At 56.5% G+C, this 21,537-nt stretch carries 25 protein-coding genes; 12 read left to right on the top strand and 13 right to left on the bottom strand.

The window, feature by feature from the left end; all coding sequences use genetic code 11:
- The 4 genes from ftsY to rpoH form a co-directional block, all read left to right on the top strand.
- The coding region (gene ftsY / locus ACT3UM_RS18605; protein ID WP_498901288.1) for a signal recognition particle-docking protein FtsY at positions 1-1,074 on the top strand (1,074 nt) is incomplete at its 5' end.
- Complete coding sequence (gene ftsE, locus ACT3UM_RS18600) at positions 1,071-1,739, top strand: cell division ATP-binding protein FtsE (protein WP_495510517.1); 669 nt, start codon at positions 1,071-1,073, stop codon at positions 1,737-1,739. The genes ftsY and ftsE, both read left to right, overlap by 4 nt.
- Positions 1,736-2,779: a permease-like cell division protein FtsX gene (gene ftsX / locus ACT3UM_RS18595; RefSeq protein ID WP_498901286.1), complete on the top strand. Its 1,044-nt coding sequence runs from the start codon at positions 1,736-1,738 to the stop codon at positions 2,777-2,779. Before ftsE ends, ftsX begins: the two co-directional genes overlap by 4 nt.
- A gap of 181 nt (positions 2,780-2,960) precedes the next feature.
- Positions 2,961-3,827 (top strand): RNA polymerase sigma factor RpoH, encoded by an 867-nt coding sequence (rpoH, locus tag ACT3UM_RS18590; protein ID WP_035576533.1) that lies wholly within the window; start codon positions 2,961-2,963, stop codon positions 3,825-3,827.
- Positions 3,828-3,927: 100 nt separating this feature from the next.
- On the opposite strand, the gene slmA is transcribed toward rpoH, so the two are convergent.
- The 5 genes from slmA to coaBC form a co-directional block, all read right to left on the bottom strand.
- A complete protein-coding gene (gene slmA / locus ACT3UM_RS18585) occupies positions 3,928-4,536 on the bottom strand; it encodes a nucleoid occlusion factor SlmA (RefSeq protein WP_498901284.1) in 609 nt (202 codons plus the stop codon).
- 19 nt (positions 4,537-4,555) lie between these two features.
- A complete protein-coding gene (gene argB, locus ACT3UM_RS18580) occupies positions 4,556-5,455 on the bottom strand; it encodes an acetylglutamate kinase (RefSeq protein WP_498901282.1) in 900 nt (299 codons plus the stop codon).
- Between the two features lie 145 nt (positions 5,456-5,600).
- Complete coding sequence (locus tag ACT3UM_RS18575; RefSeq protein ID WP_498901280.1) at positions 5,601-6,986, bottom strand: phosphomannomutase/phosphoglucomutase; 1,386 nt, start codon at positions 6,984-6,986, stop codon at positions 5,601-5,603.
- 61 nt (positions 6,987-7,047) lie between these two features.
- Complete coding sequence (dut, locus tag ACT3UM_RS18570; protein WP_498901278.1) at positions 7,048-7,506, bottom strand: dUTP diphosphatase; 459 nt, start codon at positions 7,504-7,506, stop codon at positions 7,048-7,050.
- Complete coding sequence (gene coaBC / locus ACT3UM_RS18565) at positions 7,503-8,810, bottom strand: bifunctional phosphopantothenoylcysteine decarboxylase/phosphopantothenate--cysteine ligase CoaBC (protein WP_498901276.1); 1,308 nt, start codon at positions 8,808-8,810, stop codon at positions 7,503-7,505. The genes dut and coaBC overlap by 4 nt, the downstream gene beginning before the upstream one ends.
- Positions 8,811-8,984: 174 nt before the next feature.
- On the opposite strand from coaBC, the gene radC reads away from it, so the two are divergent.
- The 7 genes from radC (at position 8,985) to ald (ending at position 14,367) form a co-directional block, all read left to right on the top strand.
- Entirely contained in the window at positions 8,985-9,659 is a 675-nt protein-coding gene (radC, locus tag ACT3UM_RS18560; RefSeq protein ID WP_498901274.1) for a RadC family protein, read from the top strand.
- A 271-nt stretch (positions 9,660-9,930) separates the two neighbouring features.
- Positions 9,931-10,167 (top strand): 50S ribosomal protein L28, encoded by a 237-nt coding sequence (rpmB, locus tag ACT3UM_RS18555; protein ID WP_008959893.1) that lies wholly within the window; start codon positions 9,931-9,933, stop codon positions 10,165-10,167.
- A 39-nt stretch (positions 10,168-10,206) separates the two neighbouring features.
- Positions 10,207-10,362 (top strand): 50S ribosomal protein L33, encoded by a 156-nt coding sequence (gene rpmG / locus ACT3UM_RS18550; protein WP_007111734.1) that lies wholly within the window; start codon positions 10,207-10,209, stop codon positions 10,360-10,362.
- 157 nt (positions 10,363-10,519) lie between these two features.
- A complete protein-coding gene (gene mutM, locus ACT3UM_RS18545; protein ID WP_498901272.1) occupies positions 10,520-11,362 on the top strand; it encodes a bifunctional DNA-formamidopyrimidine glycosylase/DNA-(apurinic or apyrimidinic site) lyase in 843 nt (280 codons plus the stop codon).
- 54 nt (positions 11,363-11,416) lie between these two features.
- On the top strand, positions 11,417-12,607 hold the full coding sequence (locus ACT3UM_RS18540; RefSeq protein WP_035576541.1) for a class I SAM-dependent rRNA methyltransferase: 1,191 nt from the start codon (positions 11,417-11,419) through the stop codon (positions 12,605-12,607).
- Positions 12,608-12,639: 32 nt separating this feature from the next.
- A complete protein-coding gene (locus ACT3UM_RS18535) occupies positions 12,640-13,074 on the top strand; it encodes an acyl-CoA thioesterase (RefSeq protein ID WP_035576542.1) in 435 nt (144 codons plus the stop codon).
- Positions 13,075-13,248: 174 nt separating this feature from the next.
- Positions 13,249-14,367, top strand: a complete 1,119-nt coding sequence (gene ald / locus ACT3UM_RS18530; protein WP_498901269.1) for an alanine dehydrogenase — start codon at positions 13,249-13,251, stop codon at positions 14,365-14,367.
- A gap of 134 nt (positions 14,368-14,501) precedes the next feature.
- Here ald and ACT3UM_RS18525 read toward each other — a convergent pair whose 3' ends face one another.
- The 3 genes from ACT3UM_RS18525 to ACT3UM_RS18515 all read right to left on the bottom strand — a co-directional run bounded on the left by ACT3UM_RS18525 (position 14,502) and on the right by ACT3UM_RS18515 (position 16,472).
- Positions 14,502-15,098: a hypothetical protein gene (locus tag ACT3UM_RS18525; protein ID WP_498901267.1), complete on the bottom strand. Its 597-nt coding sequence runs from the start codon at positions 15,096-15,098 to the stop codon at positions 14,502-14,504.
- A complete protein-coding gene (locus ACT3UM_RS18520) occupies positions 15,091-16,143 on the bottom strand; it encodes an AAA family ATPase (RefSeq protein ID WP_498901265.1) in 1,053 nt (350 codons plus the stop codon). Before ACT3UM_RS18520 ends, ACT3UM_RS18525 begins: the two co-directional genes overlap by 8 nt.
- 80 nt (positions 16,144-16,223) lie before the next feature.
- Positions 16,224-16,472 (bottom strand): SlyX family protein, encoded by a 249-nt coding sequence (locus ACT3UM_RS18515; protein ID WP_498901263.1) that lies wholly within the window; start codon positions 16,470-16,472, stop codon positions 16,224-16,226.
- A 112-nt stretch (positions 16,473-16,584) separates the two neighbouring features.
- Here ACT3UM_RS18515 and ACT3UM_RS18510 point away from each other — a divergent pair, with 112 nt between their 5' ends.
- A complete protein-coding gene (locus tag ACT3UM_RS18510; RefSeq protein ID WP_498901261.1) occupies positions 16,585-17,130 on the top strand; it encodes a cold-shock protein in 546 nt (181 codons plus the stop codon).
- A gap of 126 nt (positions 17,131-17,256) precedes the next feature.
- Here the strand turns inward: ACT3UM_RS18510 and ACT3UM_RS18505 are convergent, their stop codons facing one another.
- From ACT3UM_RS18505 to dapC, 5 genes are all read right to left on the bottom strand, one after another.
- Positions 17,257-17,646 carry a hypothetical protein gene (locus ACT3UM_RS18505; protein ID WP_498901259.1) on the bottom strand — a complete coding sequence of 130 codons (390 nt, stop codon included), beginning with the start codon at positions 17,644-17,646 and terminating at the stop codon, positions 17,257-17,259.
- A complete protein-coding gene (gene dapE / locus ACT3UM_RS18500; RefSeq protein WP_498901257.1) occupies positions 17,643-18,815 on the bottom strand; it encodes a succinyl-diaminopimelate desuccinylase in 1,173 nt (390 codons plus the stop codon). The genes ACT3UM_RS18505 and dapE overlap by 4 nt, the downstream gene beginning before the upstream one ends.
- Positions 18,802-19,827, bottom strand: a complete 1,026-nt coding sequence (dapD, locus tag ACT3UM_RS18495) for a 2,3,4,5-tetrahydropyridine-2,6-dicarboxylate N-succinyltransferase (RefSeq protein WP_498901256.1) — start codon at positions 19,825-19,827, stop codon at positions 18,802-18,804. Before dapD ends, dapE begins: the two co-directional genes overlap by 14 nt.
- A gap of 71 nt (positions 19,828-19,898) precedes the next feature.
- Positions 19,899-20,243: a Spx/MgsR family RNA polymerase-binding regulatory protein gene (locus ACT3UM_RS18490; RefSeq protein ID WP_498901254.1), complete on the bottom strand. Its 345-nt coding sequence runs from the start codon at positions 20,241-20,243 to the stop codon at positions 19,899-19,901.
- A gap of 44 nt (positions 20,244-20,287) precedes the next feature.
- A complete protein-coding gene (gene dapC / locus ACT3UM_RS18485; protein ID WP_498901252.1) occupies positions 20,288-21,484 on the bottom strand; it encodes a succinyldiaminopimelate transaminase in 1,197 nt (398 codons plus the stop codon).
- Between the last annotated feature and the right edge of the window lie 53 nt (positions 21,485-21,537).

Genomic DNA, 21,537 nt, shown 5'->3' with positions numbered 1-21,537 from the left:
CCAGAGCCAGAGCCAGAGCCAGAGCCAGAGCCAGAGCCAGAGCCAGAGCCAGAGCCGACGCCCGCGCCCGTCCGTGAGGCATCGCCGCCGCCCGCCTTGCAAGACAAGCCGGTGGCCACCAAAGGCGACCAGAAAGGCTGGTTTGCGCGTATCAAGTCAGGCCTGGGGAAAACCCGCGCCAATTTAACCGACGGTATCGCCGATCTGTTCCTAGGTAAAAAACAGATCGATGACGAACTGTTGGAAGATCTGGAAACGCAGCTATTGATGGCCGATGTGGGGATTGACGCCACTAGCGAGATTATTGGCCGCCTGGAAGCGCGTATCTCGCGCAAAGAGTTGAACAATCCCGAAGCGCTTTACCGTGGCTTGCAGGAAGAGTTGTCCACTATGCTGGCGCCGGTCGCCAAGCCGCTTGTGCTTGAAAAATCGGGCACGGGGCCTTTTGTCATTTTAGTGGTGGGCGTTAACGGCGTGGGTAAAACCACCACCATCGGCAAGCTCACCCAGCGCTTTCAGCGCGAAGGCAAGAGCGTCATGTTGGCGGCCGGTGACACCTTCCGTGCAGCGGCTGTCGAGCAGCTCAAAGTATGGGGCGAGCGCAACAAGGTGCCGGTGATCGCCCAGCACACCGGTGCTGACAGCGCCTCGGTGATTTACGATGCGGTAGCGGCCGCTACTGCGAGAGGAGTTGATGTGCTGATCGCCGATACCGCCGGTCGTCTGCATAACAAAAGCCACCTGATGGAAGAGCTGAAAAAAGTCCACCGGGTGATGCAGAAGCTAGATGACACCGCGCCTCACGAAGTGATGCTGGTGCTGGATGCGGGCACTGGCCAAAACGCTATCTCCCAGGCCAGCACCTTTAACGACGCCGTGCCGGTCAGTGGTATCACGCTGACCAAGCTGGACGGCACCGCCAAAGGCGGGATTATTTTCGCGCTGGCTAAACAACTGGAAACGCCGATTCGCTTTATTGGCGTGGGGGAGGGCATCGACGATCTGCGCCCCTTCGAGGCCAATGATTTTGTCCAAGCGCTGTTTGACCGCCAAGGGGACGATGCCAGCGCATGATCGCTTTTGAGCATGTGGGCAAACGCTACGGCGGACGCTTCGAAGCGCTGGCGCATCTTAACTTTCGGGTTGCCCGGGGCGAGATGGTGTTTCTGACCGGCCACTCCGGGGCGGGGAAAAGCTCACTACTACGCTTAGTGATGCGCCTTGAAAAGCCCAGCCGCGGGCGTGTTGTCGTGGCGGGCCACGATATAGCCCAACTACATGCCAGTCAGGTGCCGTTCTATCGGCGTCAAATTGGCGTGGTCTTCCAGGATCACCAGCTGCTCTTTGATCGCAGTATTTTTCACAACGTCTCCCTGCCGCTGGAAATTCAGGGCGTTGAGCCCCGTGAGGCTGCCCGCCGCGTACGCGCTGCGTTAGATAAAGTGGGGCTGCTGCATCGTGAAAAAGCCCTGCCTATCGAGTTGTCGGGCGGCGAGCAGCAGCGGGTGGGCATTGCCCGGGCGGTGGTCAATAAGCCCGCGCTGCTGCTGGCCGATGAGCCGACGGGCAATCTGGATCCCCAGCTCTCTGCCGACATCATGGCGCTGTTTGAAGACTTTAATCGGATTGGTACCACGGTGATGATCGCCAGCCATGATTTGGCCCTGATTGCCCAACTGCGCCACCGCATCCTGCGCTTAAGCGACGGCAGGCTGGTCGCCGATGAGGGGGCGGTATGAAGCCGTCTACAACGCCAAAGCGCCGACAGGGAGCGGCATTAAAGACGCCGCGCAAAGCCGCTGCTAAACCAGCGGTCGATAAGTCCCCGCAGCGGGGCGCCAGGTCTCAGCAGACACGCTTTTCCAGCCGCTTACGGGCTTGGGGGCGTCACCACCGCAGCATGGCATGGGATAGCTTTCAGCGCTTAGTGCGCTACCCGCTGGGCAACCTACTGACCATGCTGGCGATTGCTATTGCGCTGGTGCTGCCTGCGGCGCTTTGGCTAACTCTGGACAGTGCCCGGTTGCTGGATGCGGAGCTTGATGAGAGCGCCACCTTAACGGTCTATCTGGAAGTGAGTGCCGATGATGCCCAAGCGCTGCGTATCGAAGAGGCGGTCGACGCTGAGCCGAGCGTGCTTGAGACGCAGTTGATCAGCGCCGAGCAGGGTATGGCGGAGTTTCAGCAGTCGCTGGGGCTTGATGATGCTCTGGCAGGGTTGGAGAGCAACCCGCTACCTATCAGTATAGTGGTGCGCCCGGAAAGCGTTGAGCCTGCCGCCATGCAGCAGTTGGCTGCCCGCCTTGAAACGCTTGCAGGTGTCGATGAAGTTCGTCTTGATCTGGCTTGGGTGGAACGGTTGCGAAATCTGGCAGAATTAGGCCGCCGTGTGGCACTGGCGCTGGGCGCGCTATTTGGGTTGGGCGTACTGTTGGTGGTAGGCAATACCATTCGCCTCTCGGTGGAGAGCCGTCGCCGGGAAATTGAAGTGGTGATGCTGATTGGCGCTACTCATGCCTTTGTTAGGCGGCCTTTCCTGTATAGCGGCGCTTGGTACGGGTTGGGCGGTGGGCTGTTAGCGCTGGGGTTGTTAGGCGTGGGCAATCACTGGCTGTCACTACCGGTCGCTGCGCTGGCGGCGAGCTACGGGGCGAGCTTCTCATTACCCCAACTCGACGTGACAGGCTCTACAATTCTGCTATCTTGCAGTACACTACTAGGCTGGCTGGGTGCCTGGTTGGCGGTGACACGTCATCTCTCAAGCATTCGGCCAAGATGATGGATAAGTTTTAGGCAGTAAATGCGAGACGGCTGAATTACTTAACGTGCGAACTTTATGCTAGCGTTAAGGTCTCAGTACCACAGACTTCGTATCACTGAATTAGTATCACGGTTTTGTAATAGGTTATTGATAACGTGCTACGTCAACCACGATGGGTTACAGGGGAGACCACCTGCACATGAGCACTAGTCTTCTACCGGTGGGGCAACTTTCACCCGGCGGCGACCTCGGCGGGTATATCCGCGCGGTCAATGGAATTTCGGTATTAACAGCCGATGAAGAGCGTGAGCTTGCCTATCGTCTCTACGATGAGGGCGATTTGGAAGCCGCTCGGCGTTTGGTGCTCTCGCATCTGCGCTTTGTGGTGCATATCGCGCGTAGTTATTCGGGCTATGGGTTGCCGCAGGCAGATTTGATCCAAGAAGGTAACGTCGGCTTGATGAAAGCCGTCAAGCGCTTCGATCCCAATCAGGGCGTTCGCTTGGTCTCTTTTGCCGTGCACTGGATCAAAGCGGAAATTCACGAATTTGTGCTGCGCAATTGGCGAATCGTTAAAATCGCGACCACTAAAGCTCAGCGTAAGCTGTTCTTTAATTTGCGTGGTGCCAAGAAGCGTCTGGCCTGGTTGAATAACGACGAAGTCGATGCGATTGCTAAGGACCTCGACGTCAAACCTGAGGTCGTGCGCGACATGGAAGGGCGACTCTCTTCTTACGATGCCGGTTACGACGCCCCGGCAGGCGATGATGAAGAGAGCACCTATCAAGCGCCAGTGCACTTCTTGGACGATGCTGCTTCCGACCCTGCCACACAGCTGGAAGATAGCAACTTCGAGGAAGACTCGACGCGCCGTTTACAGCTTGCCCTTGAGGGGCTGGATGAGCGCTCGCGAGATATTCTGCAGCGCCGCTGGTTGGCCGATAGCAAAGAGACGCTGCATGATCTGGCCGATGTTTACGGGGTTAGCGCCGAGCGTATTCGTCAGCTTGAAAAAAATGCCATGAAAAAGCTGCGTCAGAAAATGGGCGACACGCTGGCTGCGTAATCAGGCGTAGCGGTCTTTACCCCAGTCGCATTAAAAAACCGGCCCTTGTAAAAGGAGCCGGTTTTTTTACAGCGGACGCTTGGTGCTTCAGTACTTTAGCTTAAGCAGGCTGCGCCGTGGCACGCAGTAACTGAGCCGATAGCAGTGACCACTGATCTTCCCAGTGTTCGGTGGGCAGGCGCTTAAAGTCGCTACGCACATACTGTGAAATTCGCCCCTCCGCCTGGGCCGCCAACAAATTGGCAGCGGCAGAGGCGGGGATAGTGGGGCGCAGCCCTTCACGTATCTCGGCTTCGCGCAGGATCTGCTTAAGCTGCATCTCCAGGCGCTCAAATAGCTGGTTTACCCGCTGGCGTAGCCTTGCGGTTTCACCGGTGAGCACGTCGCCGCCCATTACTCGTGCTAGCCCCGGGTTTTTTTCAGCAAAACCCAGCAGCAGTGCGAGTATGGTGCCGCAGCGGGTGGTGGCGTCGGGAACGTCTTCTAAGATGCGTGTAATGCGAGCAAATATGCTCTCTTCGATAAAGTCGATCAGCCCCTCAAACATACGCGCTTTGCTGGGGAAATGGCGGTAGAGCGCCGCTTCTGAAACGCCGACTTGGCGGGCGAGGGCGGCTGTGGTGATGCGCTTGCCGCTATCTTCCTCGAGCATTAATGCCAGGGCTTGGAGAATCTGCTCGCGGCGGCGTGGTTTTTGATCTTCGCTCATAATGTGGCCTCCGTCGCGGTTAGCTCGCGTCCTTGATTTGAGTACCTACCCCAGCGTTGGTGAAAATTTCCAGCAACACCGCGTGGGGAACACGGCCATCAATAATGTGCGAACTGTTAACACCGCCCTTCACCGCATCCAGTGCGCAGCGTATTTTGGGCAACATGCCACCATAAATCGTGCCATCGGCGATCAGGTCATCCACCTGAGCGGTACTTAAGCCGGTAAGAACCTCTCCTTCGGAATTCATCAAGCCAGCGACATTGGTGAGCAGCATCAGCTTTTCAGCATTGAGCGCTTCAGCAATTTTGCCCGCGACCAGATCAGCGTTGATATTGTAGCTGTGGCCTGCGGCGTCGACGCCAATCGGCGCAATCACCGGGATAAAGTCGCGTGCCGCCAGCATCTCAATAAGCTCGGTTGAGATCGACTCCACTTCGCCCACATGACCAATATCAATGATTTCCGGGGCGGTCATTTCGGGGCTTTGGTGCTCTACCTTGAGCTGGCGAGCGCGAATTTGTGAACCGTCTTTACCGGTCAGGCCGATCGCTTTGCCACCGCTCTGGTTGATCAGGTTGACGATGCTTTTGTTAACCAAACCGCCCAGCACCATCTCCACGACATCCATGGTTTGTGAGTCGGTAACCCGCATGCCGTTGACGAAGCGCGACTCAATGTTGAGCTTTTTGAGTAGTTCGCCGATCTGCGGTCCGCCGCCGTGTACGACCACCGGGTTAATGCCGACTTCCTTCATTAACACGATATCGCGGGCAAAGGAGTCAATGAGGGTACTTTCGGTCATGGCGTTACCGCCGTATTTGACCACCACAGTTTTGCCCGAGAACTGCTGAATATACGGGAGGGCTTCGGAAAGCACCTCCACAACGACCTGGGGGTCGCGACTGGCTGAACTCATGAGGTTGTCCCTTGCTAACGTTTATTATGCTGCTAACGTTGATGCTGATTAAGTGATGAGGGTCACGCTTTCTAGGTGGTCGTGATCCCTTCAGCGCCGAACTAATTGAAGTGCTTTTTGAAAAGCTATCTTTACAGCTACCTGTTTAGTGGGGTAGCTCAATGTCTGGCGCGATGCGCTGTAACGCGTCGTTAAAAACTGCCTTGATGCGTGCCAGGGCGGTAGCGTCTTTACCTTCAAAGCGCATAACCAGTGCAGGCGTAGTGTTGGAGGCGCGACACAACCCCCAGCCATCCTGGTAGTCAACGCGGATACCGTCCAGCGTCGTTTTAATACCTTCGCCGAAGTCGCCCTCGCGAGCAAGCTTATCCACCAGAGAAAATTTGTCAGCGTCGCTAACCGCAAGATTAATTTCCGGGGTGGCAACGTCCTGGGGGAAGCGAGCAAAAAACGTATCCGCATCGTCGGCTTGGTTGGCGAGAATTTCCACCAGTCGAGCAGCGGCATAGAGGCCATCGTCGAAGCCGTACCAGCGCTCTTGGAAAAAAATGTGCCCGCTCATCTCGCCGCCAAGTTGGGCGCCGGTCTCTTTCATGCGCGCCTTGATCATTGAGTGCCCGGTGCGCCACATTTCTGGTTCGCCGCCTGCATCGCTGATCACTTTGACCAGGTTGCCGGTGCACTTAATATCAAAAATAACCTTCGCACCAGGCTGGCGCGCGAGCATATCGGTGGCAAATACCATCAGCAGATGGTCGGGATAGATCAGTTTGCCCGAGGGCGTTACAACACCTAGGCGGTCGCCATCTCCGTCGAAGGCCAAGCCAATGTCGGCCTGGGTTTCTTGCACCTTGCGCATCAGGTCCTGCATGTTTTCCGGCTTGCCGGGATCAGGGTGATGGTTGGGAAAATGGCCATCGATTTCGGCGAACAAGGGGAGGGTATCAATACCTAGGCGGGCCAGCAGCTGCGGGCCGAGCTCGCCTGCTACGCCATTGCCACAATCGACGACGGCCTTGATCGGCCGATTGATCTTAACGTCACTTAAAATGCGCGTTAAGTAGCTTTCACGGATATCCTGCCGGGTGATGCTGCCTTGTCCCGTTTCCAGCGCGCCGGACTGAATGCGCTCAAACAGGGCGGTGATGGCATCACCGGAGAGGGTTTCGCCACCCAGCACAATTTTAAAACCGTTGTAGTCAGGCGGGTTGTGGCTACCGGTGACCATCACACCTGATTGGGTGCCTTCCAGTATATGAGTGGCGAAGTAGAGCACCGGGGTGGGCACCATGCCGATATCGATCACGTTGCGCCCTGCGGCGTTCAGGCCACGCATCAGCGCTGCTTGCAGCCGGGCGCCAGAAAGGCGACCGTCGCGGGCAACCACCACACTGGATTCGCCCCGCGCGGCGGCCTCAGAGCCGACAGCACGCCCGATCATTTCTACTGTCTCTTCAGTGAGCGTGTCGTCAACGATACCGCGAATATCGTAGGCGCGGAAAATCGAAGCGGGTACAGACTGTGCGTTCATAGGGCTTCCCAGCTAAACAGACGTTTCCTTAAAAGATCGGCTAAGCAGACGTGATCACTCGCTACTGACTGCCCGTACTGCCAAACCCGCCGCTGCCTCGTGAGGAATCTTCAAAAGCGTCCACCAGCGAGAGTTCGGCCTGTACCACAGGCACAAGCACGTACTGTGCCAGTCGATCGAAGGGGGCTAGCGTAAACGTGCTCTGACCACGGTTCCAGACCGAAATCATCAGTTCGCCCTGGTAATCAGAGTCGATTAAACCGACTAAATTGCCCAACACGATGCCATGTTTATGCCCCAAACCGGAGCGCGGCAGGATCATACCCGCCAAGCCCGGATCTTCAATATAGATGGCAATGCCGGTGGGTACGAGCTGGCATTCGCCGGGGGCTAATAATAACGGCTCATCCAGCAGGGCACGTAGATCCATTCCCGCCGAGCCTTCGGTGGCATAGTGCGGCATGTATTCATGCAAGCGCTCGTCTAATACTTTGCACTGCAGGCGGGGGCGGGCACTCATTGGGGCTCTCCGGAAGCGTTGGAAGATACTTGGGGCGCTGCTTGCGTAGGTAGCAGGGCAAGCGCTTGGTGGATGATGGTAGTGGCTAGTTGGGACTTCGGTTGGGCGGATTCAGAGCGGCTCTCAATGCCTTCTGCGGTGCGCCATAGCAGCAACGCAGCATTCTGTTCGCTGCCGAACCCCAGGCCCGCCTGGGAAACATCATTGGCGACGATCATATCCAGCCCTTTGCGCTGTAATTTATCCCGTGCGTAACGCTCTAGCTCTTGGGTTTCGGCGGCGAAGCCCACCACCAGCGGGCGCTGCCCGGCGGGCAGCGCCGCGATGCTGGCAATAATGTCAGGGTTTTTAATTAACGTCAGGGTAAGCGTATCGCTATCGTCCTGCTTTTTGATTTTGTGCTCGGCAGGCGCTGCCGCACGATAGTCAGCGACCGCCGCACAGCCGATAAACAGCGCTGCAAGAGGCGCTAAGCGCTGCGCCTCATTGTGCATTTGCTCGGCGGACTCAACGTCAATACGCGACACGCCCTGGGGGGTAGGTAGGTTAACCGGGCCACTGATCAGCGTGACCTTGGCGCCTTGCGCGGCTGCCGCTGCGGCCAAGGCAAAGCCCATTTTCCCCGAGCTGTGATTGGAGAGGTAGCGCACCGGGTCCAGCGGCTCCCGGGTAGGGCCGGCGGTAATCACCATATGGGGGGCAGTGCTGTGCGGCGCATCGGCGAGGGGAGCTGCAAACAGCGCCGTTAGGGCACTCAATATATCTTCAGGTTCGCTCATGCGGCCAGGCCCCACATCGCCACAGGCTTGATCTCCGGCGGCGGGGCCAATCAGCTGCCAACCATCATCCGCCAGCTGCTGTACGTTGCGCTGTGTAGCAGGGTGGCGCCACATGGCTTGATTCATCGCCGGGGCAATCAGTTTGGGCGCCTCTGAGGCCAAGCAGAGCGTGGTGAGCAGGTCATCGGCCATGCCGAGCACCAAGCGAGCGATCAGGTCGGCAGTGGCGGGAGCGACCAGCACCACATCTGCCCAACGAGCCAATTCAATATGGCCCATGCCCGCTTCGGCTTCGGGGTCGAGCAAGGAGGTGCGCACGGGCTCGCCGGAGAGCGCCTGGAGCGTGAGCGGGGTAATAAAAGCCTGTGCCCCGTTGGTCATCACCACGCGCACCTGGCAGCCCGCCTGCTTGAGCAGGCGCACAATCAACGCGCTTTTGTAGGCAGCGATACCCGCACTGACGCCGAGCAGTACCCGTTTGCCTACAAGTCTCGAGGTGCTTGTCGAGTTAACAGCAGAGGCCATGGTCAGTGATCCATCTTCACATTCGTAAGGAGGCTTACCATACCATTGGCACCAACAATTTGGCATATTAGGTGCAAACAAGGTTAAGCTAGGTTTAATGAGTTTGTTGCTGCAAGTGTCAGTTCGGTGAGACAGGCTTGAAGCAATAAAGATGGACAGCGCGGGTAGGGTGCGATGGGAATCAATCACTGGCCGGAAGGTGAGCGGCCCCGGGAAAAATTGTTAAATGCGGGGGCTCAGGCGCTCTCAGATGCGGAGCTCCTGGCCATTTTTTTGCGCGTTGGCGTGCAGGGGCGTTCGGCGGTCGACTTGGCGCGGGATTTGCTCAGTAGTTTCGGTGGTCTGCGCCAACTGCTAGAGGCCGATCAGGCAAGCTTCTGTACGGCCCGCGGGTTAGGCAGCGCCAAGTACGCTCAGCTTCAGGCAACGCTGGAGCTATCGCGGCGCCATTTAGCCAGCCAGTTAGCGCGAGGCAACGCGCTAACATCGCCGGCCTTGGTGCGTCATTACCTGAGTTCGCAGCTACGTCATTTAGGGCATGAAGAGTTTGCGGTGCTTTTTTTGGATACCCAGCACCGAATTATTCGCTATGAATCGCTGTTTCGCGGTACCCTAGATAGCGCATCTGTTTACCCCCGCGAAGTTGCCAAGCGTGCATTAGAACTTAGCGCTGGCGCCGTTATCCTGGCTCACAATCACCCTTCGGGTGTGGCAGAGCCAAGCGATGCCGATCGACGTATCACGGAACGCCTAAAAGACGCGCTGGCACTGTTTGACGTGCGCGTGCTGGATCATTTCGTGGTGGGGGATGGAGAAGTGGTCTCTTTTGCCGAGCGCGGCTGGCTGTAAGCAGCATCCATGATGCACGCTTGATACAGCGCTAAATAAGTTCAATGAGCAAAAAAGCGACTTCTCAGGCTTTTTTGTGGGTTTTTCTTGCTGTAAGTCGGGTGCTCTGGTATAAAGTGCCTCCTTTAAACTTGGGTTGAATAACGGATTTGGATAAAGCTTGGCGGTTAACGGCGTCGACACCTTCCCTTCCGGTCCGCCCGACAGTTTTGAACACTCAGGCTATTTTATCCTGGTCAAGTATATCCTGGCCAAGCAGTTGGAGGCTCTAATGTCCAAAGTATGTCAGGTTACCGGCAAGCGTCCGGTAACTGGAAATAACGTTTCACACTCAATGCGTAAGACACGTCGTCGTTTCTTGCCAAACCTGCACACCCATCGTTTTTGGGTTGAGTCTGAAAACCGCTTCGTCAAGCTGCGCGTTTCCACTAAAGGAATGCGTATTATTGATAAAAACGGTATCGACGCAGTGTTGGTTGATATTCGTAAGCGCGGCGACGCTATCTAAGCCAGCGTTTCGGACCAAGCATTTTGGAAGGATTAAACCATGCGCGATAAAATCAAGCTGGTGTCTAGTGCCGGTACAGGTCACTTCTACACCACTGATAAGAACAAGCGGAATACCCCGGATAAGTTCGAATTCAAGAAGTTCGACCCGGTTGTCCGTAAGCACGTTATCTACAAGGAAGCCAAGATCAAGTAATCGCTTTTGCGATGTTGATCAGCTTCCACTGCAGGCGAGCGCCTGTTCAAAAACCCGGCCTCAAGCCGGGTTTTTGCATGCATGTCTTTCGTGTATCGCATGCTTCGCTAAACCACCTTCATTAGGCTGTCACTACAGGCAGGTACGATATCTAAATATGCCCGAACTTCCTGAAGTTGAAACCACCCGGCGCGGGATTGCTCCCTATATTGAAGATCAGGAAGTCACCGAAGTGCTGGTGCGTCAGCCGCGGCTGCGTGTGCCCGTGCCTGATGATCTGGCTGAGCGGTTGGTCGGTGCGCGCATTGGCGTGTTGATGCGGCGGGCAAAATACCTGCAGATTCCTATCCAGGCTGGTGGCGCGCTTGAAGGAGACGTTAGCGCGACGCTGCTATGGCATTTGGGCATGTCGGGCAGTCTGCGGATTGCCCGGGTGGGGGACTTGCCTAAAAAGCATGACCACGTGGATGTGGTCACTGCCAGCGGCTATGTACTGCGCTATCACGACCCACGCCGGTTTGGCTTTGTGGATTGGCAGGCCGATGACGAAGCGCGGGATAAGCGTCTGGCGCACCTGGGTCCTGAACCGCTGTCTGATGCGTTTAACGGCAAATGGCTCTACACGCTCTCGCGCAACAAGCGCGTAGCAGTAAAGCCGTTTCTGATGGATAACCAAGTGGTAGTGGGTGCCGGTAATATTTATGCTGCAGAAGCGCTGTTTATGGCGGGCATTGATCCGCGCCGTGCGGCGGGAAGGGTTTCCCGTGCGCGTTACGACGCCTTAGCCCTTGCTGTTAAGGAGGTGCTGGCGGCGGCAATCACCCAAGGTGGCACCACGCTGCGTGATTTTGTCAGTGGCCAGGGCGAGCCCGGCTACTTTGCCCAGCGCTTGAATGTTTATGGCCGCCACGGCCAGCCCTGTTTGCGCTGTGGCGTTGAGCTTCGCCGCATTACCCTTGGCCAGCGCGCCAGTGTGTTCTGCCCGGGCTGCCAACGTTAATGGCTACCTATAAATGCTACTGTTTTGCTTTGCTTACGTTTTTTGGAGATTGCTGTGACTCAACGCCTGCGCCTGAATAAGAATGCTGACCGCCGCCTTAAAGCGGGCCATCTCTGGATCTACTCCAATGAGGTAGATATTAAGGAGACGCCGCTGAAAAACTTCGCGGCAGGCGAAGCCGCCCTGGTCGAAGCCTCCAATGGCAAAGTCATGGCGGTGGCTTATGTTAATCCCCATTCGCTCATTGCGGCCCGGGTCATGTCCCGCGATCCTGAAATGCGCTTGGATCGCTCGCTGTTTGTGCACCGCTTTAATCAGGCATTAGCCCTGCGTCAGCGCCTTTATGCGCAGCCGTTCTACCGCTTGATTCATGGCGAAGGCGACTTGCTGCCAGGTCTGGTGATTGACCGCTTTGGTGATGTCCTTGTCGTGCAGCTCAATACCGCCGGCATGCAGGCACTGGCGGATGAAATTGTCGATGCGCTGGAAAAAGTGATCAAACCAGAAGTGATTGTCTTCCGCAACGATACTGGCGGCCGTCGACAGGAGGGCCTTGAGGCTCACGTTGACGTCATCAAAGGCACGCTGCCTGACGAAGTGGTGCTCGAAGAGAACGGCGCCCGCTTTGTAGTGCCGGTGCTCAATGGTCAGAAAACCGGCTGGTTCTTTGATCACCGCGTTAATCGCGAATGGGTCAATCGGAATGTGGAAGGTAAGCGCGTGCTGGACGTATTCAGCTATGTGGGTGGTTGGGGCGTGCAGGCGGCCGTTCACGGCGCAAAAGAGGTGCTGTGCCTGGACTCTTCGGGCCCGGCGCTGGACCAAGTCGCACGTAACGCTGAGCTGAACGGCGTGCAGGAGAAGGTAGCGGTTAGTGAGGGAGATGCGTTTGAAGCCTTGGCGGCATTGAAGGCGGACGGTGAAGAATTCGACGTGGTCATTCTTGACCCGCCGGCGTTTATCAAAAAGCGTAAAGATATCCCCAATGGCGAGCGCGCCTATGCGCGTTTGAACCGTGAAGCCATGCGTTTGTTGGGTCGCGACGGCCTATTGCTGTCAGCCTCCTGCTCGATGCATTTGGCGCCCGAGCGGCTAATGGATGTGGTGCGCGGTGCGGTTCGCCATCAGGATCGTCACGGTCAGGTTATTTTCCAAGGCCACCAAGGGCCTGATCACCCGGTGCATCCGGCTATCCCCGAAACGTCTTATCTGAAAGCCCTGGGTGTGCGGGTGTTCCGCGACTAGGTCGTACAGCAACCGGTGAAGGAGCCAAGGCAATGGAGTGGGCGCTACCCGAGCCTTTTGTGATTGATATCCGCGTGACGGATGAGGCCATCGACGCCTACCGGCACGTCAACAATAGCGAGTACCTGCGCTGGGTTGAGCAAATCAGCTGGGCGCATTCAGAAGCGCTGGGGCTATCGCTTGAGCGCTACCGAGAGCTTGACCGGGCCATGGTAGTTCATCGCCACGAGCTGGATTACTTAGCACCGGCTTTTGCAGGCGACGAGCTACAGTTAGCGACCTGGATTGTTGATTGCGACGAGCGTTTTAGTCTGACCCGTCGTTTTCAACTGGTGCGCGTCAGAGACGCTAAAACGCTGCTTTATGCTCGCACGCGCTTTGCTTGCGTGGCGCTCTCGACGGGGCGGCCCAAGCGCCTGCCCGAAGAGTATCGGCGCATATACGGCGGCGCGGTTATTGCGGAGTGACGTAGAGCGAAGTGGATTTTTTCGTGCAGAACCGGCAATCGCTAGATTTTTCTCCTAAAAAACGCCTTAACCGGCGTTTTTTTTGTTTTGCGTTCCTGGGGTGGTGGTCAACGTTCGCTGTGCTGTAATTTGCTTAACAAGACCACTGACCTTTAAAAGCACAGGAATACGCCAATGAAAATCGCTGTCCCCAAAGAGATTAAAAATCACGAATATCGGGTCGCCTTAACACCGACTGGCGCGCGGGAGTTAACCGGGCGTGGCCATCAGGTGAGCGTTCAGGCGGGCGCTGGTGAAGGTGCTGGCTTTGCTGATGCTGACTTCCAAGCCGCTGGCGCGCAGATAGAAGCCGATGTGGATGCTTTGTGGCGCAATGCCGAGCTAATCCTCAAGGTGAAAGAGCCGCAGCCGGATGAGGTGGCGCGCCTCACTTCACAGCACACGCTGTTCACCTATCTACACCTGGCCGCCGAAGAGCCCCTTACCCGCGGCCTAATGGAAAGCGGTGCCACCTGTATCGCCTATGAAACGATTACCGACGCCCGTGGTGGCTTGCCGCTACTGGCGCCGATGAGCACCGTAGCAGGCCGAATGGCGGTGCAAGCGGGTGCCCATAGCCTGGAGAAGGCCCAAGGCGGCGCAGGCGTGCTGCTACCCGGTGTGCCTGGTGTAGCCCCGGGTAAGGTCACCGTGATTGGTGGCGGTGTCGTGGGTGAGAACGCTGCTCGCATGGCGCTGGGGTTGGGTGCCGAGGTGACTATTCTGGATAAGTCGTTAGCGCGTTTGGAAGTGCTGGACGACCGCTATCAGGGCCGCATTAAAACGGTTTATTCCACCGCAGACGCGTTGGAAACAGCCACGCGTGAGTCGGATATGATTATTGGCGCAGTGCTGGTGCCCGGCGCCGCTGCGCCCAAGTTAATCACTCGCGCCATGCTGGCCGATATGAAGCCCGGTAGTGTACTGGTGGATGTCGCCATCGATCAGGGCGGCTGTTTTGAAACCAGCAGGCCCACCACCCATGCCGAGCCGACCTATATCGTCGATGGGGTGGTGCACTACTGTGTGGCGAATATGCCCGGCGCGGTGGCGCGAACGTCTACCCAAGGGCTGACCAACGCCACGCTGCCCTTTGTACTCGCTCTGGCGGATAAAGGCTGGCAGCAGGCGCTACGTGACGACCCACACTTCCTCCCAGGTCTCAACGTGCACGCAGGTCAAGTCACCTACCAAGCTGTAGCAGATGCCTTCGGGCTGGAAAGCAGTGATCCTGCGAGCGTTGCTGGAAGCTAAGCATTTAGGAGCTAGTTGCTAACGGTTAATAACAAAGCTGCAACTGGGGTTATCGTTAGCTCAGTAGTAGGCGGATGTTCACCCACAGGGCGCTGGCCGTCTTGTGGGTTGCTTTTACTTGGTAACTCTCGTAGTTAACCTCTTCTGATAACTTGGCAAGGCAGCCCGCAACGACTGATGGTGTGTTCGTTAACCACAAAGCCCTGCACACCATAAGGATTTAATGATTGATTCAATTTTTGCTGCAGCCGACTGGCTAGACGACGAAAGTCTCTCTGCTCCCATGTAAGTAGTAGCACTACCTTGATGACAGGAGAATTTTGCTGATTTATTATTTCAAAGCCACGAAGCTCGGTCTCGTCTTCCCGCATTGCTACTGCTATTGCAGCTAAGGTTGATGAGAATTTACTTTCCACTTCATCAATAATGAACGCTTTGCGTCTTGCAATCGATATCTTAGGTTTCCAGCCTTTTTGTTCGACCCACTCTCTAGTGCGCTTTACTTCTTGACTGTCTGCTGATGAGAGTCGTGGCCGGTTTTCGTTTTCAGCTCCTTCGCAATCCTTTATCTCTATCCACCAATGGTTGATATCATCCTCTTTTGCGAGCACATCCATGGCTTTAAGACGGCTTTTCATTCTTACTTTGTGCCACTGAGTGTCATCATATTTCACTGTTTTCCAGCCGACTGGGAATGACAGCGTCAGTTGTCCTTCAGTAACATCAGGCATTGCTCAGCTCCATTTCACGATCATACTGAGCCAGCTCTTCTTCTAGGGTGACCAAATGTTCCAAGTTTGTGAGTGTATCCGCCTGTTCTATCTGCCCCACAACACCTGCCTCTTTTACCAGTGCAAAATATTGCTGAGGGAGCGGCTGTTTTCGCGCTAGCAATTCAAGTTCTTTCAAAAGAAAATAGCTGTGCGTAGCTATAAAAACCTGCACCCCATTAAGAGCAAGGGCGTGGATGACATACGCTATTAGGCGTATCAGCTTGGGGTTAAGATTAGCTTCTGGCTCATCCCAAAATAGGTAACCATGCTCTTGCAGAACGCCGTTACTGATTAGTTGGGCAAGCATCGCTAGCTTCCTCAGACCCTCGGCTACCAAATACATTTCCATTTTTCCACTGCCGGAAATGCTCAAATAAAAGTGGCCACTTTTTTCGAGTACGACTTTTCCTCCCATGGCCTCTTCAAGTGGGGCTATTAGATTGGCAATGGCCTCTGAGCGACGACCTCGAAGAGGGAGCATTCCCAGGTGAATGCAGGTGTCTCGCCAGGTTTCTTCCAGGGGAAGGAAGTGGGAATCGTAAAGCGATACTAGGCCAGGATAGATGGTCATCAGCTCGCGTGTTGGGAGGTATAGCGCTCTTTTGTCATCCCATTGTTGTGGCAATGTTTCGATTTGGACATCGCTCTGTGCATTCGTTGCAAAGCTAATGGCCACATTTAATGCTCGATCTGTGAAGGTCAGCATCGCTTCGCAGCGAGCCCGGCCTTGCTTTCTACTTGCGAGCCGGCCCAGGGCGTCAGGCTTGAAGACACCTATTAACTTATCTGCATAGGCTTTTTGTAAGAATGTTTTAGTGGGTGGTGAAGCGTTTGGATTACGTCCACTTTCTGCGCTAGTAGCAATAAGAGAATAGATCATTTTCAGAAGATGGGTCTTCCCTGTACCATTTTCACCAACAATGATGTTAAGCCCTTCAGAGAACTCCAGGGGAGCCACATCTGGGAACAGGGTCAGGTTCTTGACACTAAGTCGTTGCAACATGTGGCATTCTCCTTGAAAGTGCTGACGGGGTTGCCGATCTATTCAATATTTTGACTCATTGTGGTTTGCTAAGGCTGTATTTAATAATGCGGAGGCACATCATCCTCGGGGCGCTGACCGCCCTGGGGGTCGCTTGCCTGGAGTGCCTGGTGCTGCTCACGCAGGCGTTCGCGCATTAGCCCGCTGAGTTGCTCCAGTTTTTCCAGGCGCCGCTCCTGCTGAACCACGGCTTGATCCAGGGTGTCCAGCCAGTGCTCTTGATGGGCTAATCGGCTCTCTAAAGATTCAAGACGTTGAGCCAGGTCAACAGGCGATAATTCGTGGGTCATGATATCATTGCAACCTTATGTAGTAGTATGCCGGTGCTATTGGGAATGGGCCTGATAGTGCGGGTATTGTCCTTCGTCTGTTACCCATACAACAAGAGAGCTTTTTTTTTCTATGAATCCAAAAGTTGTGTTTCGCTGTTTCTTAATCAGTGTATTACTAGCCGCCCCCACGCCACTTCTGTTGGCGGGGATTGTTCATTTAACCGATAGTGCCCTCGCCGAGCTGTGGATGGCCGAGTTGGCAATCAGTGGAGTTAGCAGTGTCTATGTTGCCGTTGCTATAGGGTGTTTTATTGTTCTGTGGGTTGGCACATTAGCCTCAGCTGCTTTTGCGCCCTCGATTGTGGTGGCATCTGATGTGGTGGCGCGTCCTAAGCCAGCATCGCGTCAGCCGCAAGCGGCGGCACCGTTAGACGATGATGAGGAAGAAGACATCATCGATCCTAACGATGGCCGTGAAGAGGGTGAGGTGAAGTGGTTCAATACCAACAAAGGCTACGGCTTTATAACCCGCGATAATGGCGAAGATGTATTTGTACACTTTCGCGCCATTCGTGGTCGTGGCCCGCGTATGCTGGCAGAAGGCCAAATTGTGCGTTACCACGTGATTAAAAATGAGCGTGGTCTGCAGGCCGACGATGTCAGTATTATTGAGTAAACCAAGCGTATAGATAGACAGTTGCCAGCTGCGTATTGATAGATGATATGCGTCGTTGGATAGCAAACGACCCCGCCTCGGCGGGGTCGTTTACGTTGGTGGGAAGGTAAAACGCGAGATAGCTTATTAGCGACCTGAATCGGGCCACTCTATGGCGCCTTCCTTGCCGCCGGGCAGTACTTGCCAGAAACGGTCAGGGTCATCGCCGGGGTGCCAGCCGCCTAGTGAGCAGCGCACCTCGGTTTGTAAGGCTTCCGCGGCCTGCTGGGCACACTCCTGGTCGGTCATCCAGGGGGTATGGTTGCTATCGAACCAGAGGCTGGCAAACCCATCGGCGGCTTTATCGACCAGCAGTACCGGCACGCAGTCGCCCTGGTATTGGCCGCGGGTTTGCCATTTGCCTTTACCTGCGGGGCTCAGCGGCGGTGCGATTAGCGCGCTTTTTAGCCACTCATTAAGCGCATCAAGCGACACGTCGGCCAGGTAAATCTCTATATCGGGGTAACGCTCCATCATAGCTTTACCTCGCCGGAATTGAGCAGCGCTTGCAGCGTCGCTTCATATATCCGGCTTAAGTCGTCCAGGTCGCTGGCGCGAACGCGCTCATTGACCTTGTGGATGGTGTCGTTGAGTGGGCCTAATTCAACCACCTGTGCACCGAGCGTGGCAATAAAGCGGCCATCCGAGGTGCCGCCGCTGGTAGAAAGCGCCGGGCGCTGGCCGGTCACCGCTTCAACGCCTTTAATGGCAGCGTCAACCAGCGCGCCTTCAGCGGTTAAAAACGGCTCTCCGTTGAGCGTCCAGTCCACCTGATATTCCAGGCCGTGCTGGTCGAGAAGGGCCTCTGTGCGCGCTTTGAGCTCTTCAGAGGTCACTTCGGTGGAGAAGCGAAAGTTAAACACCACTTCCACATCGCCAGGAATCACGTTAGTGGCGCCAGTGCCGGCGCGCAGATTGGAAATCTGAAAGCTGGTGGCCGGGAAAAAATCGTTGCCCGCGTCCCAGTGTTCGTTGACCAATGCATCCAGCGCTGGCATCGCCTGATGAATAGGGTTGCGCGCTAAATGCGGGTAGGCAACGTGACCTTGAATGCCTTTGATGTGTAAGACACCGCCCAGGGAGCCACGACGACCGTTTTTAATCGCATCGCCAAGGTAGGTGGTCGAGGAGGGTTCGCCGACAATGCAGTAGTCGAGGCGCTCATTGCGCTCGCGTAGATGCTCGACGACCGCACGGGTGCCGTCCACTGCCGGGCCTTCCTCATCGGAGGTGATCAAAAAGGCAATACGGCCATCGTGATCCGGGTGGTTGGCCACAAAGCGCTCAACCGCGGTCAGCATCGACGCCAGACTGCCTTTCATATCCGCCGCGCCGCGCCCGCACAGCATGCCCTGGTCATCAATACAGGGCTCAAACGGCGGGTACTGCCAGTTGGTGTAGGGGCCGCTGGGCACCACGTCGGTATGCCCCGCGAAAGCCACCACCGGACCGTGATGGCCGCGCACCGCCCAGAAATTCTTTACGTCGCCAAACGGTAGCCGCTCAATATGAAAACCGAGCGCGGTTAAGCGCTCGATCATTAGCTCCTGGCAGCCTTCGTCGTCTGGCGTTACCGAGGCTCGGCTGAGCAGTTCAAAGGCCAGCGTGAGCGTCGGCGACAGCGCTTCAGGCTCAGTTGTGGGCATGCAGCGCCTCGTTCAGGGCGATGGCACTTTTATTGGTCAGGCACTCAATGCGGCCACTCTGCGAGTTGCGGCGCCACAGCTGGTCGTCTTGGCCGGCCAGTTCGCGTGCAGCGACGGTCTTCACTACTTGGCCTTGATCATCCAGCAGCGCGACCTTGGAGCCTGCGGTGATGTAGAGCCCCGCTTCTACCGTGCAGCGGTCACCCAGGGGAATGCCGATGCCTGCGTTGGCACCGATCAAGCAGCCTTCGCCAACCTTAATGACGATATTGCCGCCACCGGAGAGCGTGCCCATGGTGGAGCAGCCGCCGCCCAAGTCGGAGCCTTTGCCGACCACCACGCCCGCCGAGATACGGCCTTCAATCATGCCGGGGCCTTCGGCGCCCGCATTGAAGTTGACAAAGCCTTCGTGCATTACCGTCGTGCCTTCGCCCAGGTAGGCACCCAGGCGAACGCGGGCGGTGTCGGCAATGCGGATGCCGGTGGGTACCACGTAGTCAGTCATTTTGGGGAATTTATCGACACAGTCGACGGACAGCGCACGGCCGGCCATACGGGCTTTCAGGCGGCGTGTAGGCAGCTCTTCGATGTCGATGGCGCCTTCGTTGGTCCAGGCAATATTGCGCAGCAGGCCAAACATGCCGGTGAGATCAAGACCATGAGGTTTGACTAAGCGGTGGGACAGCAGGTGCAGTTTTAAATACACCTCAGGCGCGGTTTGCGGTGGTTGGTCGGTGTCCAGAAACATGGCAACCAGCGGGCGCTGGCTGGCCGAGAGCGCTTCGGCAAGTTCGGCTTGGGCTGAGTGCCCGGCGGCTTCCAGGGCTTTGGCCAACCGTGTGCAGTCTTCGGGCAAAAAGCTGATGGCGGTGTTGCCTTGGGGGGCATCCAGGGCCTGCTGAGCGGCTTCCGCTAGACTTGCAGGTGGATTGAGCAGCGGTGCCGGGTAGTAGATTTCCAACCAGTCGCCCTGGGTGTTTTGGGTGCCGATTCCAAGCGCAAAGCTCAGCATAAGAAGTTTTCCTGTGGTGTTGGGAAGTGAAGGTTAGCAAAAAGAGCCTGGTTGCCTAGGGCCTTGTAACGTTAGCCGCTTAGCTTGTCGTAATCGCCGTCGCGGTAGCCGACTAAAATGGTGCCATCGTCTTTTTCCAGCAGTGGCCGCTTAAGCAGCGTAGGGTGTTTCATCAGTAGCTGGCGGGCGGAATTGGCGTCGTAATCTTTCTCTTCATCGGAGAGTTCGCGCCAGGTTTTGCTGCGTTTATTAATGACCTCAACCAGCGGCACGCGATGTAAAATATGCTCCAGCAGCGCAGCGGAGAGACCGTCTTTGCGCAGATCGTGGGTTTTATACAGCAGTGCTTTCTCATCCAATGCTTTGCGCGCTTTGCGGCAGGTATCGCAGTTATCAATGATATACAGCGTCAGCATAGGGCCTCCAGAGGGCTGTGAATAAGGCACGTTGAATCTCGCGGTTAACCGCGCTCTATAAGATGACGAATGCGTTGGGCGGCTTCCAGCGTGGGTGCCAGCTCAGCCACTAGCGCTAAGCGTAAACGGCCTGCGCCGGGGTTAACGCCGTTTGCAGCCGTGCGGCCCATCAGGCTGCCGGGCAGTACGCTAACGTGCTGCTCGGCAAATAGTCGCTGGGTGAAGGCGATATCGTCGCCACCCGGTACCGCAGGCCATAGGTAAAAGCTAGCTTGCGGTGTGGGAAAGTCCATTACCGGGGCAAGTACATCGGTCACCGCGCTAAATTTTTCGCGGTAGGCGTCGCGGTTGGTGCGCACATGCTGCTCATCCTGCCAGGCAGCGATAGAGGCGTGCTGCAGCGGTAGCGACATGGCGCAGCCGTGGTAGGTGCGGTAGCGTTTAAACGGCGTGAGTAGCGCCGCATCGCCCGCTACAAAGCCTGAGCGCAGCCCGGGCAGGTTGGAGCGCTTGGAGAGCGAGTGAAATACCACGCAGCGGCGATAATCATCGCGGCCAAGCTCAGCACAGGCTTGCAGCAGCCCAGGCGGCGGTGCGGCTTCATCGAGGTAGAGCTCCGAGTAGCACTCGTCTGAGGCGATAATAAAGTCGTGCTCGTCGGCTAGCGCAATCAGCTGCTTGAACTCATCAAGGGGCGTGACCGCGCCGGTAGGGTTGCCCGGTGAGCAGATAAACACGATCTGCACATCGCGCCACGTCGCGGCGGGCACTGCGCTAACGTCAGGGCGAAAGCCGTTGTCAGCGGTGCAGTCTAAATAGAGCGGTTCGCCGCCTGCCAGCAGCGTCGCGCCTTCGTAAATTTGATAAAACGGATTGGGTACGGCGACTTTCGCTGGGCGGGTGCGATCCAGTGCTGCCTGTACAAAGGCAAAAATGGCTTCCCGAGTACCGTTTACTGGAACGACATGCTGCTCGCTGTCGAGCTCGCGCAGCTGAAAGCGTTGTGCTGCCCAGGTGGCGATTGTTTGGCGCAGCGCAGGCAGGCCGTTGGTCGCCGGGTAGCGGGCCATTTCCAGTTGGTGTGCCACCAGCGCTTCAAGCGCTGCAGGAAAGGGCGCGTGCTGGGGCTCGCCAATGGTCAGCGGAATATGCGCCAAGTCAGCCGGGGGCGTTAATTCGGCTTTCAGCGCGGCCAGCTTTTCGAACGGGTAGGGATGCAGGGCGTCGAGGTCGGCGTTCATGAGGTGTCCGTTGATGGCTGGCGGCGTAAACCGTCGATTATAGGCAAGCACCG

This window comes from Halomonas sp. AOP13-D3-9, from assembly GCF_052379125.1.
Lineage (GTDB): Bacteria > Pseudomonadota > Gammaproteobacteria > Pseudomonadales > Halomonadaceae > Vreelandella.
The sequence above is the reverse complement of the archived record's forward strand: the minus strand, read 5'-3'. Positions and strand labels throughout refer to the sequence as shown.